Here is a 14399-nt window from a genome sequence, read left to right as displayed (position 1 = left end):
GCTCTCACCGGCCCGCAGGTGCACGTCAAGCTAGCAGCCGCCACGCGGCCGCGCCGTGGGCTTCATACGGTGCGCGCAGGTTCGACACGGCCCGACACCGCGCCCAGCCCGATTCGGGTGCCGGACGGCCCCGGCGCCCACGCGGTCAGCGTCACCTCGTCGCCGTCGGCCAGGAACGGGCCCTTGCCCCCGGTGAGTTCGAGGAGCGAGCCGAGCTGGTCCGGGTCCGGGCCGCTGACCGTTCCGGAAGCGAAGAGGTCGCCGGTGCGCAACGAGGCGCCGTTCACCGTCATGTGCGCCAGCTGCTGCGCCGCCGTCCAGTACATGGAGGAGAACGGCGGCTCGGCGGTCTTCCGCCCGTTCAGCGTGACGGTGATGCGGATGTCGAAGCCGCCCGGCTCGTGCCCGTCCGCGGCGCTGTCGTCGAGGTACGGGAGCAGCGGGAAGTCGCGGGCGGGCGGCTCCGTACGGGCCGCGTCCAGCGCGTCGACCGGGGTGATCCACGGCGACACGGACGTCTGGAACGACTTGCCGAGGAACGGGCCCAGCGGCACGTACTCCCACGCCTGGATGTCACGCGCCGACCAGTCGTTCAGCAGGCACACGCCGAAGACGTGGTCGCGGAACGCGTCCAGGCCCGCCGGCTCGCCCAGCCGGGACGGCGTACCGACCACGAAGCCGACCTCCGCTTCGATGTCCAGCCGCGCGGAGGGGCCGAACTGCGGCACCGCCTCGGCCGGCGGTTTCCGCTGGCCCTGCGGGCGTACGACGGGGGTGCCGGACACCACGACGGTGCCGGCGCGGCCGTGGTAGCCGATCGGCAGGTGCTTCCAGTTGGGGGTGAGCGGCTCGCTGTCGGGGCGGAAGATGCGGCCGACGTTCGAGGCGTGGTGCTCGCTGGCGTAGAAGTCGACGTAGTCGGCGACCTCGAACGGCAGCCGCAGCTCCACCCCGGACAGCGGGTACAGGTGCCGGGCGACGGTGTCGCGCCGGTCCGGGCCGGTCAGCCAGCCGCGCAGCTCGGCGCGTACGGCCTGCCAGACGGGGCGGCCCGCGGCCATCAGCGGATTGAGCAGGGGCTGTTGGAGCAGCTCCGCGTGCGGCGAGCCGAGCGCGGCGGCGACCGCGCCCGCGTCCAGCACGTGGGAGCCGTAGCGGACGCCGATCCGGGGCCGCCCGTCGGCGCCGGCGGGGGTGTCCCGGGGGCCGGCGTTCGCGGGTGAGAACAGGCCGTAGGGCAGATTGTCCGGTCCGAAGAGATCGTCTCCGGGCAGGTCGAGCGCGCTGGCGTCGGTCATCTGTGGTGCCTCGCCTTCGAGGTCGTCGCCGGTCAGGGGCGGGGCCAGGCTATCGGCCGCCGCGCACCGTACGGCGCGGGGCGGCCGCAGGGTGCCCGGTGGGACGTATCCGCGCCACGCCGCCGCGGGATGGGCCGCCGCGGCCGGGTGCAGCGTGTCCCGGAGCCGCTTCAGGTCGACGGGGAGGGCGCGGCGCCAGCCGAGCGTGATGACGGGGAGGAGCAGGAGGACCTGCTCGGACGCACCGTCCGCTGGGCCCACGTCAGCCAGCTGACGGACCTCACCGGGCTGCTGCGCGGTGGCGAACTCGTCCTCACCACCGCGGACGCGCTGCGCGGCGGCGCGGTCCGCCCGTCCGCCTACCTGGCCGGGCTCGCCGCAGCCGGCGCCGCCGGACTCGGCGGCGACCTCCCCGCCGCCGCGGCCCGCGCAACCCCCGCGCCTGTCCCGGACCGCGGCGGCGGCCACACCCCGTACGGTGGCCGCCGCACCGGCCGGTCCCGGCGGTGGGCGTTGCGGTCGGAGCCTGCGGCCGGGCCCCGGGTCAGGCCGTACGCAGCGGCACCGCGCACTGGTCGGAGAAGCCCTGGCCGGTGAGGCCGAGCGCGGCGTTGACCCGCGAGCGCTGGTTCTCGACGGCGACCATCATCACCAGCTCCATGAACGGGCGTTCACCGAGCCGGTCCACGAGCGCCGCCGCCAGCTCGTCGGTGACGGACGGCACGGTCTCGGTCATGGCGTCCGCCAGCTCCAGGACCAGCAGCTCCAGTTCGCCGAACTCCTCCCGGTGCTCGCGCCAGCTCGGCACGTACTGGATCTTCTCCATCGGCAGGCCCTGCTCGTCGGCCTCCCAGTGCCCGAAGTCCACGCACCAGGAGCAGCCGATACGGGCCGAAACCGCCAGCACGGCGAGGGTCTTCAGCCCCGGGTCCAGCTCGTTCCAGCGGGCGATCCGCTGCTCGTACCGGCCGCTGTCGCGCAGCATCCTGGGGTGGTGCCCCATGGCGGCGAGCGGGTCGAGCACCTTCCCGAACTTCCGCCGGGAGTACCACGCGGCCAACCGCACGGTGAGCGTGCGCGGCGGATCGAGCGAGATGCGGGCCATGATCGTCCTCCTTGGAGTGCCTCGTCACTCCTACGACGGACGGGGCACCCGGGAATGTGACATCAGGGCTCAGCCGGGCCTGCGGGGGCCGGCGGACCGGCGGGACCGGGCGCCGCCTCCGCGCGCGCGAAGCGCCTCACCGCGTCCGTGAACGCGGCCGGGTCGTCGAAGTTCGACAGGTGGCGCGCGCCCGGGACGAGTTCCACGCGGGCGCGGGGATGCGCGGCGGCGAACTCCCGCTCCCCCGCGCGGAACAGCCGGTCCTTCTCGCCGTTGAGGATCAGCACCGGCGCCCGTACGGCGCTCAGGTCGGAGGCGTCGAACCGGCCGAGGACCTCGCCCCAGGCGGCGGACAGGGTGTGGAAGGCGTAGCCGTCCGCGATGGTCTCCGCGACCACCTCGGGCGGGTACGTGCGGCGCAGCAGCGCGTCGTTCCAGCGGGTCAGCCGGGCGGCGCCGCGCTCGTGGCGGACGAGCCGCGGCACGAGCCGGGCGAGGGCCCGGTACGGGCCCGCCCAGGGGCCGCGGGTGGCGGCGCTGGCACCGGCGAGCACCAGGCCGCGCAGCCGTTCCGGGTGCCGCCGGGCGAAGTCCAGCGCCACGTAGCCGCCGAGGGAGTGGCCCCACGACGACGGCCGGTCCGGCGCCGAGTCCGTCGACCGCGCCGGCGACGACGCCGGCCGCGCTCTCGAGGCTCCACGGCTCCCGCCACCGCCTGCCGTGCCCCGGCAGGTCGACGGCCGCCACCGGGAACTCGTCCCGCAGGGCCGCGACCTGCGCGCTCCACTGGCCGCGGGCGAAGCGCGTGCCGTGGACGAGGACGATCGGCGGCCCGTCCTGTGTCTCCCCCACCAGGTCTCCGCGGTGTTCGGTGCGTGGACGGCGGCGTTGCGCCCGCCCGCCCCGGACGGTGGTCCGGCGGACACCAGTTGACCAGACAGTGCCGCGCACAGGGGCGGCCGCCCCGGCTCGGCGCAGCCGCTTCAGCCGATCCGCCTCAGCCGATCCGCCTCAGCCGATCCGCCTCAGCCGATCCGCTTCAGCGCGTCGCGCACCTGCGCGAGGTCGCCGTCGGAGGCCAGGCCCGCGTGGTACAGGCGCAGTTCGCGCGCGCCCAGCTCGCGTGCGTGTACGGCGTCCTCGGCCAACGTGTCCGGGGCGCCGCCCATGCCGGAGACGACGGGGAAGTTCGCGGCGAGCACCGCAGTGCGCGCGTCCGTTCCCGCACTCCTATCCGCGGATGCCCGCGCGAACGGCTCCAGCACCGCCGTACGGGCCGCCGCGCCGCCCCCGCAGGGCAGTACGACGCCGTCGGCGTGCTCCAGCACGGCGGCCGGTTCGGTGCCCGCGTTGGCGCCCGTACGGTGCGCGCCGGGGTGAGCGTGCAGCAGCACCCGAAAGCCATCGCCCGTACGCGCGTCCGCTCCCGTACGGGCACGCGCCTCCGCCCGTACGGCCGCCACCGCCTCCCTCTGGAGGCGGTTCGCCGCTCCGTCACGCCAGACCGAGACCGCCGACGCGTGCTCCGTGCCGAGCAGTTCGGCCACCGCCTGCCGCTCCTCCGCCACCGTAGGGGCGTGCGGCTCCGGCGCGCCGCGCCACAGGGGGGCGAGCGCGCGCAGCACCGTACGGCGCAGCTTTTCCGGGTCGGCGTCCAGTGACGCGTAGCCCTCCTGGCACGTGGCGCAGAAGCAGAGGGACATCAGGTGCTCGGCGACCGGTCCGAGCGGCACTCCGCCGGTCTTGTCGTGCGCGTGCAGGTGCGCGAGCCCGTACCAGCCGCAGGACTCCAGCTCCGTGCCGCGCGCCCCCGGTCGTACGGCGGCCTCGGCGGCGAGCGTGACGGCGTACTCGCGGACCTCCGGCTGCGCGATGCACGGGGCCCAGGGGTAGCGGTCGCCGTAGGCGTTGCGGACGCTGGTGTGCGGATGCTCCTCGCCCAGCCGGGAGTTGTGCGCGAGCACCACCCAGGAGTGCACCTCGAGTCCGGCCGCGGCGAGCTCGTGCGCGGCCTCCCCGAAGGGGTCGGCGGAGTCCAGCCAGCCCTGCGCGTACGGGCGGAGTGCGCGGCCCGCCCAGCGTGCGGGGTCCGCGGGGTAGAGGACGGCGGAGTGCCGTGCGGTGACGATGCGGGTGTGCGGGTGGCGCGGGGTCAGGGCGCGGGTGGAGTGGTAGGCGGAGGCGAGGGTGACCTGCTGTACGCCGAGACCGGCGAGGCGCCCGGGGGCCTCCGAGTCGCCGATGACGTCCCACGGGTACAGGAAGGCGGAGGCCCGCATCAGGCGTCGCCGGCCCGGCCGTTGGCGCCGGCCGCGTCGCCGGCCAGCGCGAGGCCGCGTTCCATCAGCGCGGACAGCTCCTTGACGTGCGCCGCGGTCGGTTCGGTCAGCGGCGGCCGTACCTCTCCGGCGGCCAGGCCGCGCAGCCGTACGCCGGCCTTGACGAGCGAGACGGCGTAGCCGGGGCGCTGGTTGCGCAGCTCGACGAGGGGCCGGAAGAAGCCGTCGAGCAGCCGTGTGACCGTGGCATCGTCGCCCGCTCCGAGCGCGCGGTGGAAGGCGAGGGCGACCTCGGGGGCGAAGCAGAAGGCGGCGGAGGAGTAGAGGTCGACGCCGATGCCGCGGTAGGCGGGGACGGTGAGTTCGGCGGTCGGCAGGCCGTTGAAGTAGCGGAAGCCGGTGCCGGGGTGCGCGGTGCGGACGGCGCTGACGATGCGCTGCATCAGGTCGAGGTCGCCGAGGCCGTCCTTGAAGCCGATCACGTTCGGGATCCGCGCCAGTTCGGCGACGGTGCCGGGGGCGAAGACGGCGTTGTCGCGCTGGTAGACGACGATGTCGAGGTCCGTGCCGGCGGCCAGCGCGCGGTAGTGCGCGAGCAGCCCTTCCTGGCCGGGTGTGATGAGGTAGGGCGGCATGGCCAGCAGCCCGTCCGCACCGGCGTCCTCGGCCAGCCGCGCGAACTCGGCGGCGAGCGCCGGTCCGTACCCGACACCGGCCACCACCGGTACGCGTCCCGCCGCCTCTTCGACCGCCGCCCCCACGCACTGCCGGAACTCCCCCGGCGCCAGCGCGTGGAACTCGCCGGTGCCGCAGCACGCGAACACCGCCCCGGCCCCCGCCTCGACGCCCTGCCGCACATGGGTGCGGAACACCGCCTCGTCCACCCGGCCGTCCGGCCCGTACGGCGTCACGGGGAAGAACAGCAGACCGTCGAGCCGCGCGGCCAGCGAAGACGCCGGAGCGGACCCGGCGGGCGAGGACGATGCGGACGGCGAGTCGGACGAGGACATCGGCGCTCCCAGATGGATGTACATGTTTATGATTGGCATCTATATTTCTGAACACGCTCACGCTAAGCCACGCATTTCTCGCGGGTCAAGGGCGCGGCCGGCGTGACAGACCACCAGGGCCACGAACGGAGACCTCCCCATGCCTGCTCCCCGCACCGTCCTGCTCACCGGCGCCGCCGGCGGACTCGGCACACTGATGCGCGAGCTCCTGCCCTCGTACGGCTACGAGCTGCGGCTGTTCGACGTACAGCCCGTGGACGGCGCACCGGAGGCGATCACCGCGGACCTGAACGACACCGCCGCCCTACGCGAGGCGGTGCGCGGCGCCGACGCCGTCCTGCACCTCGCGGGCATCTCCCTGGAGGCGCCGTTCGAGAAGATCCTCGCGGCGAACATCCAGGGCACGCACGCGCTGTACGAGGCCGTACGGCAGGAGGGCGTGCCCCGCGTCGTGTTCGCATCCTCGAATCACGCCGTCGGCTTCACCCCGCGCCCGCCGCAGCCGCGCGGAGACGTCCCGCTGATCCCCGTGGACACGCCGCGCCGCCCCGACACCTTCTACGGGCTGTCCAAGTCGTTCGGCGAGGACCTGGCGCAGCTGTACTGGGACCTGCACGGCATCGAAACGGTCTCCGTACGGATCGGCTCCTGCTTCCCCGAGCCCACCAGCGTCCGGATGCTGTCCCTCTGGATGAGCCCGGCGGACGGCGCGCGCCTCTTCCACGCGGCGCTCACGGCGGACGGCGTCGGGCACACCACCGTCTACGGCTCCTCCGCCAACACCCGTCTGTGGTGGGACCTGTCGTCCGCGCGGGCCCTGGGATACGAGTCGCAGGACGACTCCGAGCCGTACGCCGCGAAGCTCGTCGCCGAACAGGGCGAACCGGACCTGAGCGACCCCGAACACGCCTACGTGGGTGGCCACTTCTGCACCCGCCCGCCGCAGTGGCCGCACTGAGCCTGTCAGCCCTCACGGCCTCGGCCCCCAGGGGCGCGGCGCAACGGGGCGCGGTGCTACGGGTGGCGGCACTACGGGTGGCGGCAGCCCGCCCGTTCCAGGGCCAGGACGGCCAGTGAGCGGGCAGTCGCCGCCGGGGCCGGGGTGATTTCGAGGCCGCCGAGCACGGTCGCACCCTCGTACAGCAGCAGCAGTTCGTCCGCGAGCTCCGCCGGGTCGGCAGCGCCGGTGCCCGCGCACAGCTCCCGGAGGTAGCCGCGCATCCAGTGCTTCTGGCCCTCGATGACCGCACGGCCGGGGTGCGAGGCGTCGGGGAGTTCGGCCGCGGCGTTGACGAAACCGCAGCCGCGCGGGTTCTCGCGGCGCATCCACTCGGCCAGCGCGTCGAAGGCCGCCAGCACGCGTGCGTACGGGGTGTCGCCGGCCGCCTCGACCCGGCCGGTCAGCCAGTCGCGCCAGCGCTGGTCCCGCTCCCGCAGATAGGCCGCGACGAGGGTCTCCTTCGAGCCGAAGCGGTCGTAGAGCGTCTTCTTGGTGACGCCCGCCTCCCGGGCGATGAGGTCGACTCCGACCGCGTTGATGCCGCGTCCGTAGAACAGCCCGGACGCCGCGTCGAGGATCTTCCGCCCGCCGGGCGTGAGCACCTGCTCTGCCTGTCCTGCCTGCTCGGTCTGCTCAGCCTGCTCAGCCACTGGTCTGCCTCCTCCGCGTCGCCGCTCCGCTCGCCGTGCCGCTTGCGGTAAACCGATCTGTCTAGTTCACTCTACAGGCAGGACGACTAAACAGATCGGTTTACCACTCCGGCCGTACGCGGCCGCGACCGCGAGGAGCGACCCCATGCCCGCCGCCGTCATCTCCGCCGGCCTCGTGCTGATGTGGAGCTCCGGGTTCGTCGGCGCCGAACTCGGCACCCGCCAGGCCGGCGCCGACACCCTCCTGATGTGGCGGGCCGTCGCCGCCGCCGTGCTGCTCGGCAGCGGCTGGCTGCTGCTGCGCCGCCGCCGCATCCCGCTCCGGGTGCTGGCCGCGCAGGCGGTGATCGGCCTGCTGTCGCAGGCCGTCTACCTCGGTTCGATCTTCTGGGCCGTCGGCGCCGGCGTCCCCGCCGGCACCTCGGCGCTGATCGCCGCGCTCCAGCCGCTGGCCGCGGGCGCACTCGCCGGGCCGCTGCTCGGCGAGACGGTCACCCGGCGCCAGTGGGCCGGGCTGGTCACCGGGCTGGCCGGGGCGACCCTCGTGGTGGCCGACGACCTGACGGCGCCCGGGGCCGCACCGCCGTGGGCGTACGCGCTGCCCTTCACGGGCATGGCCGGACTGCTCGCCGCGAGCTTCCTGGAACGCCGTACGCCGCGGCCGCTCGAGCCCGTGGACGCGCTGCCCGTGCACTGCCTGACCAGCGCGCTCGCCTTCACGGCGATCGCCGCCGCGGCGGGGCACGCGACGCCGCCGGGCACCGGCTCGTTCTGGCTGGCGGTGGCCTGGGTGGTGCTGCTGTCCACCGTCGGCGGCTACGGCTTCTACTGGCTCAGCCTCCGCCGCAGCGGCGTCACCCGCACCAGCGCGCTGATCTATCTGACGCCGCCGACGACGGCGGTGTGGGCGTACGCGATGTTCGGCGAGTCCATGGGCACGCTCGCGCTGGCAGGGCTGGCGGTGAGCGTGGCGGGTGTCGTCACGGCGACGCTGCCCGTACGGGAGCGGGCGGGCGTACGGGGACGGGTGCCCATACGGGTTCGGGCAAAGGAACCGCAAACCACGGCCGTTCGTTACCCCGGTCATGACTGCTATGACCCCTGGCTCGAACCTTCCGCTGACCGCCGCGAGAGTGGCGGTGGAGGTGACGGCACCGGTGCGGCTCGACGTGTCCGGCCTGCTGATCGCCGCTGACGGCAAGGTCCGGTCCGACGCCGACTTCGTGTTCTACAACCAGCCCAGCGGTCCCGGCGTGACCCACAGCAGCGGTGCGGCCGACACCATCACGGTGGACACCGCGGCCGTTCCGGCCGATATCGAGAAGATCGTGGTCACGGCGAGTCTGGACGCCCCGGGCGCCACCTTCTCGGGCACCGAGCCCACCGCCACGGTCCGCGACGCGGGGTCGCAAGCGGTCGTCGCCACCTTCACACCGCCGCAGCTGAGCAACGAGACGGCGCTGGTCGTGGTGGAGGTGTACCGGCGTAACGGCGCGTGGAAGGTGCGCGCCGTCGGCCAGGGATACGCGAACGGACTCGGCGGCATCGCCACGGACTTCGGCGTCAGCGTGGAGGAGGAGCCGGCCGCCGCGCCGCAGGCGCCCCCGGCGCCGGCAGCACCTCAGGCCCCGCAGGCACCTCAGGCCCCGCAGGCCCCGGCGGCACCTCAGGCACCGCCCGCTCCCTCCGCTCCGATGCCGCCGTCCACGCCCGCGCCCTCGTTCCCGAGCCCGCCCGCCGCCCCGCAGGCACCCACCGGCCCGGCGGCACCGCCCGTACCGCCGGCCCCGGCACCCGCGCCGGCCGCCGCACCCGCACCCGCACCCGGCGGCGGCGGCAAGATCAACCTCGACAAGGGCCGGGTGAGCCTCCAGAAGAACGAGACCGTCTCGCTCGTCAAGGGCGGCCGCCCGATGCTCGCTTCGGTGAAGATGGGCCTCGGCTGGGAGCCCGCGTTCCGCTCGAAGGACATCGACCTGGACGCGTCGGTCATCGCGTACGACGCGAACCGCAAGAAGATCGACTCCTGTTACTTCGGCAAGCTCGCCATCCTCAACGGCGTCATCCAGCACTCCGGTGACAACCTCACCGGCGAGGGCGCGGGCGACGACGAGGTGATCACGGTCCACCTCGGCGATCTGCCCCAGCAGGTCTCCGGGCTGGTCTTCACCGTGAACTCCTTCTCGGGGCAGAAGTTCACGGACGTCGCGAAAGCGTACTGCCGTCTGCTCGACGCGGGCAGCGGCCAGGAGCTCGTCCGCTTCGACCTCACCAACGCCGAGCCGCGCACCGGGGTCCTGATGTGCAAGCTGATCAGGCAGTTCTCCGGTGAGTGGGAGATGACGGCCCTCGGCTCGTACGTCGACTCGCGCACCGTCCGCGGCATGGTCAAGCCGGGCGCCGCGGCGCTCTAGCGAGCACCGCACCCCGCACGCTCCGCACCCGAACCGGCGAAGGGCCGGCGCCCGTACGGCGCCGGCCCTTCGGCATGCCCCCGGCTACTCGATGGTGCCGGTCCAGCCCGGGTCCTCCAGCGTCAGGGCGGCGTCATCGGACGTACGCATGACGGTGACGCGGACCTTCTTCCCGTACCTGTTGTCGATCGCGTACTCCGCGGTCTTCTCCGCCTCGACGCCTGCGGCGAGGTTCTTGTCCTCACCCGGTTCCCCCGGCTCCCCCGGCCCCCCGTCGCCGCCCGCGTCCTTCAGCGCGTCGGCGAGGATGTCCTTGGCCATGTCCTCGAGTTCGGCGTTCCTGAAGCCGCGGCAGGGCGCGGGGGTGGCGTCGGAGACGGGCCCGTCGGGGTCCTTCTCGGCCCGGTCGACCTCCTTGCGTATCTCTTTCCTGCAGGAGTCGGCGGACTTGGTCTCACTGCCACCGCCGCCGTTGCCGCCGCCTCCGCCGCACGCGGCGGTGAACGTGAGCGCTGCCGCGGCGACCAGCACGGCCACCGCGCGGGTACGTCTCTCGGACATGGGTGATCCTTCGGGTGAGTCAGCGCGGGGTGGCGCATAGGGGACTCACAAGCCGAAGGGATGGTTGTGCCGGGGCCCCCGCGACTGGCCCAACACGCCCGACGCACACCACACGTACACCGCGGCAGACGGGCGTCCTCAAACGCCGGACGGGCTTGATCCAGCGCGCCACGGCCCGGCGGTCGCTCACGCGTAGTCGGTGAAGCGCGGAGCCTCCGGCTCCAAGGGGAGTCTTGTGGCGCGGGCCAGGAAGCTCACCGCGTGGTACCAGCCGCACAGCGTCAGCAGGTCCAGCAGCTGCTCCGGGGCGAACTCGCCCGCCAGCCGCCCCCACAGCTCGTCCGGCACGTCCGAACCGGCGTGCAGCGCGTCCGTCAGCTCCACGAGGAGCCGGTCGCGTGGGTCCGTCCAGCACGCGTCCGTGTGCGCCCCGTGGGTCAGCGAGCGGATCTGCTCCGCGTCCAGCCCCGCGCGCTCCGCGAAGACCGCGACGTGCACGCCCCATTCGTACTCGCAGCCGCGCAGCGCGCACGTGCGGTCGATCACGATCTCGCGCTCGCGGAGGCTGAACGTGGGGCGGCCACGGCCGAGTTCGTAGCCGCCCCACTCGTGCATCGCCTCGGCCAGCGGCGCGTTGCGCGCCAGCATGCGGAACAGCGCGATGGGCTCGCGGCCCGGCATCATCCGTTCCAGCAGTTCGGCCGTCTCCGGCGCGTACGGCGGCTCCAGCGGCGGGATACGACCGCCCCCGTCGACACCCTCAGCCGCCCCGGCGCCCTCGGCTCCGCCGGTCTCCCCGGCTCCCGGTGTCGACATCCTCGGCCCTCCCCGCTGCGGCGTCCGAAACGGCCACCCTACCCAGGCCGTTCAGCGCGGGACGGGCGCACAGCCGGGCCCGCGGAGCACCGGCCACGCCGTACGGGTCAGCGCCGTACGGGTCAGCGCCTCCGCTGACGTCGCCACGGCCCCGTGATGGCCAGCAGGATGCCGGGCATCTGGATGCTCGCGAACAGCGTGCTGCCGTCGGCCGAGAAGCAGACGCCCGCGAACTCGCTGTAGTCCGGCTCCTCCTCCGTGCCCAGGTTGAACTCGTTGCGCGCCAGCGGATACGTCTCGCCGCTGTCCGTCGCGCCGAACAGGTGCTGGTGGCCCTCGCCGTCCTCGGCGAGGATCAGGCCGCCGTACGGGGACACGGTGATGTTGTCGGGCCCGTCGAGGCCGCCGGGCTGGTCCGGGTCCTTGTTGACGGCGAGCCGCACCTTCAGCGTGACGGTGCGCCGCTTGGGGTCGTAGAACCAGACCTGGCCGTCGTGCGGTTCGCCGGGGCTGTCCTCGGCGCGGGCGTAGGAGGAGACGAAGTACGCGCCGCCGTCGCCCCACCACATGCCCTCGAGCTTGCGGGCGCGGGTGATCTCGTGGTCCGCGAACTGCTCGCGTACGGGCGTCTCGCGGGCGTCGCGGTCGGGCACGTCCACCCAGTCCACGCCGTACACGACACCCGTCTTGGTGCTGTGCGACAGGTCCTCGACGAAGCGGCCGCCGGAGTCGAAGCACTTCATGGCCTGCAGCTTGCCCGCGTCGTCCGCGAGGCCGCGCAGCCGGCCGCGGCCGTGCCGGAAGCCGGACGGCGGAACCCAGCGGAAGAAGAGGCCGTTGGGCTCGTCGGCGTCCTCGGTGAGGTAGAGGTGTCCGCGCCGGCTGTCCACGACGACGGCCTCGTGGTCGAACCGGCCCAGCGCCTTGATCGGCTGCGGGTCGCGGTTCGCGCGGCGGTCGTGCGGGTCGACCTCGAAGACGTAGCCGTGGTCCTTGGTCATGCCGTTCTCGCCGGCGCGGTCGGTGGTCTCCTCGCAGGTGAGCCAGGTGCCCCAGGGGGTGCTGCCGCCCGCGCAGTTCTGCGCGGTGCCGGCGATGCCGACCCACTCGGTGACGTGGTCACCGTGCTTGGAGACCTCCACGACGGTGCAGCCGCCGGGCGCGGCCGGGTCGTAGACGAGGCCGTCGGTGAGCGGCACGGGGTGGTCGTGCTCGCTGCGCGGCCCGGACAGCTCGTGGTTGTTGACCAGCAGCGTGGCGCCCCGCGCGCCCTCGAACGGCGCGGTGCCGTCGTGCTTGGCGGGCGTGCTCTCGCCGGACTCCAGCTTGGTGACGCCGGAGTGCGTGAGGACCTGGTACGAGAAGCCCTCCGGCAGCGCGAGGATGCCGTCGGGGTCGGGGATCAGCGGGCCGTAGCCGAGTTCGGGCCGGTGGCCGCCGCCGTGTCCCTGCGCGTTCCCGTCCCCGCTGCCCGTCCCGTCTCCCGGCGCCGCCAGTGCGCCGGGCGCACTGCTCAGTACGCCCGCGCTGCCGACGATGGCGACGCCCGCGCCCGTGACGGCGGATCGCCTGGCGAAGTCTCTGCGGCTGATCGGCATGTCTCTGCGGCCTCTCCCGTACGGCGACCGTACGTGCTCAACAGTGGTGACGCCGCACACACTGCTGCCCTTGGGCGAACCGCGGCTGAACTCCGTACGACGAATCCCCGTACGACGAACGGAAGCCTGACCGCCGGCAGCCCTGTGGCCGTGCCCGGGGAACGGGCACGGCCACGGGGTGCCGAACGGGCTCCGGGGTCCGGGGGCCAGGGTTCAGGACCCCGGAGCCACGTGCGCGATTTTCAGCCGTTCTCGATCATGCTCACCTCCGGTGCGGACCGGGAATGCTCAACGCAGCCCCAGGCCCGTCACGTTCAGCAGCCGGTTCGGCGAGCCGCTGCCCGGGTTGGACACCGCGCCGGACTGGGCGGCCGTCACGATCGCGTCGCTGACCTGCTGCGGGCTCGCGTCCGGGTGTGCGGACAGGTAGAGCGCCGCGGCGCCCGCCGCGTGCGGCGAGGCCATCGAGGTGCCGCTCATCTGGGTCGAGCCGCCGCCGTTGGCGGTGGAGACGATGGCGCCGCCGGGCGCGAACAGGTCGAGGCAGCGGCCGTAGTTGGAGAAGCTGGAGCGGCCGTCGCTCCGGTCCGTCGAGCCGAGCGTGATGGCCTGCGGCACCCGCGCGGGGCTGGTCCCGCACGCGTCCCTGCTGTCGTTCCCGGCCGCGACCGAGAAGGACACGCCGCTGCTGATGGCGCCCTGGACCGCGCTGTCCACCGAGGAGTTGGCGGGTCCGCCGAGGCTCATGTTGGCGCTGGAGGGGCCGTCGGCGTTCTGCGCCACCCAGTCGATGCCGCCGATGACCTGCGACCACTGGCCGCTGCCCTGGCAGTCGAGCACCCGTACGGAGACCAGGTCGGTCTTCTTCGCGACGCCGTAGTCCCGGCTGCCCATGGTGCCGGCCACGTGCGTGCCGTGGCCCTGGCAGTCGCTGGCGTCGCTGTCGTTGTCGATGAAGTCACGGCCGCTGGTGGCGCGGCCCTCGAAGTTCGGGTGGTCCATGTCGACGCCGGTGTCCACCACGTACGAGGTGACGCCCGCGCCGTCGTTCGGGTACGCGTAGTTGCCGTTCAGGGAGCCGTCGACGCGGTCGATGCCCCATGACGGCGGGTTGGGCTGCTCGCCGGTGGCCCGCGCCACCGCGTCCGCCTCGACGTACCGCACGCCGGGCGCCGCGGCCAGCCGTTCGGCCTGGTCCTCCGTGGCCTCCAGGGCGAAACCGCGGAAGGCCGCCGAGTACACGAGCTCCACGTCGCCGCCATGGCTGCCGACCAGGTCCTCTGCCTGGGTACGTACGGCGGCCCGCACACCGGACCGTACGGACGCGGCGCCGTCCAGCGCCACGATGTACCGGCCCTCGACCGCGCCCGGTACGTCCGCGTTCCGTATGCTGCCCCGTTCCGCGGACCCGTCCGGTGCCGTCTCGCCAGCCACAGCGGTGGTGCCGGCCAGCGCGAGCGCCATCGCGGCGATGCCTCCGGCGCCGACCGCTCCGAACCGTCTCTTCCTCGTGCTCCGTGTACGCATCCTGCTGCTCCTCAGGTGGGGGTTGCCCCGGGCCCGGTGGGGGAGCGCCGGCAGCGCCGGACCCGGTGGCCAGGCTCACCATCGGTGGGCGGGTGGGGCGAAACAATCCGGGATGCGGTAGGTAGGGGTACGCATTCAATC

At 73.7% G+C, this 14399-nt stretch carries 14 protein-coding genes and 1 pseudogene; 4 read left to right on the top strand and 11 right to left on the bottom strand.

Going from position 1 to position 14399, the window contains the following annotated elements; all coding sequences use genetic code 11:
• Positions 1–62: 62 nt before the first annotated feature.
• Positions 63–1298: a fumarylacetoacetase gene (gene fahA / locus DVA86_RS10570; RefSeq protein WP_208877653.1), complete on the bottom strand. Its 1236-nt coding sequence runs from the start codon at positions 1296–1298 to the stop codon at positions 63–65.
• 129 nt (positions 1299–1427) lie between these two features.
• On the opposite strand from fahA, the gene DVA86_RS10565 reads away from it, so the two are divergent.
• Positions 1428–1895: a PucR family transcriptional regulator ligand-binding domain-containing protein gene (locus DVA86_RS10565; RefSeq protein ID WP_208877651.1), complete on the top strand. Its 468-nt coding sequence runs from the start codon at positions 1428–1430 to the stop codon at positions 1893–1895.
• On the opposite strand, the gene DVA86_RS10560 is transcribed toward DVA86_RS10565, so the two are convergent.
• The 5 genes and pseudogenes from DVA86_RS10560 to DVA86_RS10545 all read right to left on the bottom strand — a co-directional run bounded on the left by DVA86_RS10560 (position 1843) and on the right by DVA86_RS10545 (position 5692).
• Positions 1843–2403: a carboxymuconolactone decarboxylase family protein gene (locus DVA86_RS10560; RefSeq protein WP_208877649.1), complete on the bottom strand. Its 561-nt coding sequence runs from the start codon at positions 2401–2403 to the stop codon at positions 1843–1845. The genes DVA86_RS10565 and DVA86_RS10560 overlap by 53 nt on opposite strands.
• A gap of 62 nt (positions 2404–2465) precedes the next feature.
• Positions 2466–3005, bottom strand: coding sequence for an alpha/beta fold hydrolase (locus tag DVA86_RS10555; protein ID WP_425470804.1), 540 nt, complete (start codon positions 3003–3005; stop codon positions 2466–2468).
• A gap of 85 nt (positions 3006–3090) precedes the next feature.
• A pseudogene (locus DVA86_RS36435) lies at positions 3091–3255 on the bottom strand (alpha/beta fold hydrolase); the annotation flags it as partial.
• Between the two features lie 173 nt (positions 3256–3428).
• The gene (locus DVA86_RS10550) at positions 3429–4682 is read right to left on the bottom strand and encodes an alpha-amylase family protein (RefSeq protein ID WP_208877648.1); all 1254 of its coding nucleotides are present in this window, start codon (positions 4680–4682) and stop codon (positions 3429–3431) included.
• On the bottom strand, positions 4682–5692 hold the full coding sequence (locus tag DVA86_RS10545) for a 5-dehydro-4-deoxyglucarate dehydratase (RefSeq protein WP_208884584.1): 1011 nt from the start codon (positions 5690–5692) through the stop codon (positions 4682–4684). Before DVA86_RS10545 ends, DVA86_RS10550 begins: the two co-directional genes overlap by 1 nt.
• 139 nt (positions 5693–5831) lie before the next feature.
• On the opposite strand from DVA86_RS10545, the gene DVA86_RS10540 reads away from it, so the two are divergent.
• Positions 5832–6650: an NAD-dependent epimerase/dehydratase family protein gene (locus DVA86_RS10540; protein ID WP_208877647.1), complete on the top strand. Its 819-nt coding sequence runs from the start codon at positions 5832–5834 to the stop codon at positions 6648–6650.
• Positions 6651–6721: 71 nt separating this feature from the next.
• Here the strand turns inward: DVA86_RS10540 and DVA86_RS10535 are convergent, their stop codons facing one another.
• A complete protein-coding gene (locus tag DVA86_RS10535; RefSeq protein ID WP_245996480.1) occupies positions 6722–7342 on the bottom strand; it encodes a TetR/AcrR family transcriptional regulator in 621 nt (206 codons plus the stop codon).
• 145 nt (positions 7343–7487) lie between these two features.
• Here DVA86_RS10535 and DVA86_RS10530 point away from each other — a divergent pair, with 145 nt between their 5' ends.
• Positions 7488–8537: a DMT family transporter gene (locus tag DVA86_RS10530; RefSeq protein ID WP_208877646.1), complete on the top strand. Its 1050-nt coding sequence runs from the start codon at positions 7488–7490 to the stop codon at positions 8535–8537.
• Entirely contained in the window at positions 8437–9756 is a 1320-nt protein-coding gene (locus tag DVA86_RS10525; RefSeq protein ID WP_208877644.1) for a TerD family protein, read from the top strand. The genes DVA86_RS10530 and DVA86_RS10525 overlap by 101 nt, the downstream gene beginning before the upstream one ends.
• An 84-nt stretch (positions 9757–9840) precedes the next feature.
• Here the strand turns inward: DVA86_RS10525 and DVA86_RS10520 are convergent, their stop codons facing one another.
• From DVA86_RS10520 to DVA86_RS10505, 4 genes are all read right to left on the bottom strand, one after another.
• Positions 9841–10317: a hypothetical protein gene (locus DVA86_RS10520; RefSeq protein ID WP_208885617.1), complete on the bottom strand. Its 477-nt coding sequence runs from the start codon at positions 10315–10317 to the stop codon at positions 9841–9843.
• A gap of 186 nt (positions 10318–10503) precedes the next feature.
• Positions 10504–11133: a carboxymuconolactone decarboxylase family protein gene (locus DVA86_RS10515; RefSeq protein ID WP_245996479.1), complete on the bottom strand. Its 630-nt coding sequence runs from the start codon at positions 11131–11133 to the stop codon at positions 10504–10506.
• A gap of 122 nt (positions 11134–11255) precedes the next feature.
• Positions 11256–12731, bottom strand: a complete 1476-nt coding sequence (locus DVA86_RS10510) for an alkaline phosphatase PhoX (RefSeq protein WP_208877642.1) — start codon at positions 12729–12731, stop codon at positions 11256–11258.
• A 288-nt stretch (positions 12732–13019) separates the two neighbouring features.
• A complete protein-coding gene (locus DVA86_RS10505) occupies positions 13020–14258 on the bottom strand; it encodes a S8 family peptidase (RefSeq protein ID WP_208877641.1) in 1239 nt (412 codons plus the stop codon).
• Between the last annotated feature and the right edge of the window lie 141 nt (positions 14259–14399).

Origin of the sequence: Streptomyces armeniacus (assembly GCF_003355155.1) — a bacterium.
Classification (GTDB): domain Bacteria; phylum Actinomycetota; class Actinomycetes; order Streptomycetales; family Streptomycetaceae; genus Streptomyces; species Streptomyces armeniacus.
Note: the sequence above shows the minus strand (reverse complement) of the source record. Positions and strands in the feature narration are given on the sequence as shown.

Coding starts and splice junctions, on each gene's coding strand:
- fahA (WP_208877653.1), bottom strand. CDS start 1,298: ATGACCGACGCCAGCGCGCTCGACCTGCCCGGAGACGATCTCTTCGGA.
- DVA86_RS10565 (WP_208877651.1), top strand. CDS start 1,428: ATGGGCCGCCGCGGCCGGGTGCAGCGTGTCCCGGAGCCGCTTCAGGTC.
- DVA86_RS10560 (WP_208877649.1), bottom strand. CDS start 2,403: ATGGCCCGCATCTCGCTCGATCCGCCGCGCACGCTCACCGTGCGGTTG.
- DVA86_RS10550 (WP_208877648.1), bottom strand. CDS start 4,682: ATGCGGGCCTCCGCCTTCCTGTACCCGTGGGACGTCATCGGCGACTCG.
- DVA86_RS10545 (WP_208884584.1), bottom strand. CDS start 5,692: ATGTCCTCGTCCGACTCGCCGTCCGCATCGTCCTCGCCCGCCGGGTCC.
- DVA86_RS10540 (WP_208877647.1), top strand. CDS start 5,832: ATGCCTGCTCCCCGCACCGTCCTGCTCACCGGCGCCGCCGGCGGACTC.
- DVA86_RS10530 (WP_208877646.1), top strand. CDS start 7,488: ATGCCCGCCGCCGTCATCTCCGCCGGCCTCGTGCTGATGTGGAGCTCC.
- DVA86_RS10525 (WP_208877644.1), top strand. CDS start 8,437: ATGACCCCTGGCTCGAACCTTCCGCTGACCGCCGCGAGAGTGGCGGTG.
- DVA86_RS10520 (WP_208885617.1), bottom strand. CDS start 10,317: ATGTCCGAGAGACGTACCCGCGCGGTGGCCGTGCTGGTCGCCGCGGCA.
- DVA86_RS10515 (WP_245996479.1), bottom strand. CDS start 11,133: ATGTCGACACCGGGAGCCGGGGAGACCGGCGGAGCCGAGGGCGCCGGG.
- DVA86_RS10510 (WP_208877642.1), bottom strand. CDS start 12,731: ATGCCGATCAGCCGCAGAGACTTCGCCAGGCGATCCGCCGTCACGGGC.
- DVA86_RS10505 (WP_208877641.1), bottom strand. CDS start 14,258: ATGCGTACACGGAGCACGAGGAAGAGACGGTTCGGAGCGGTCGGCGCC.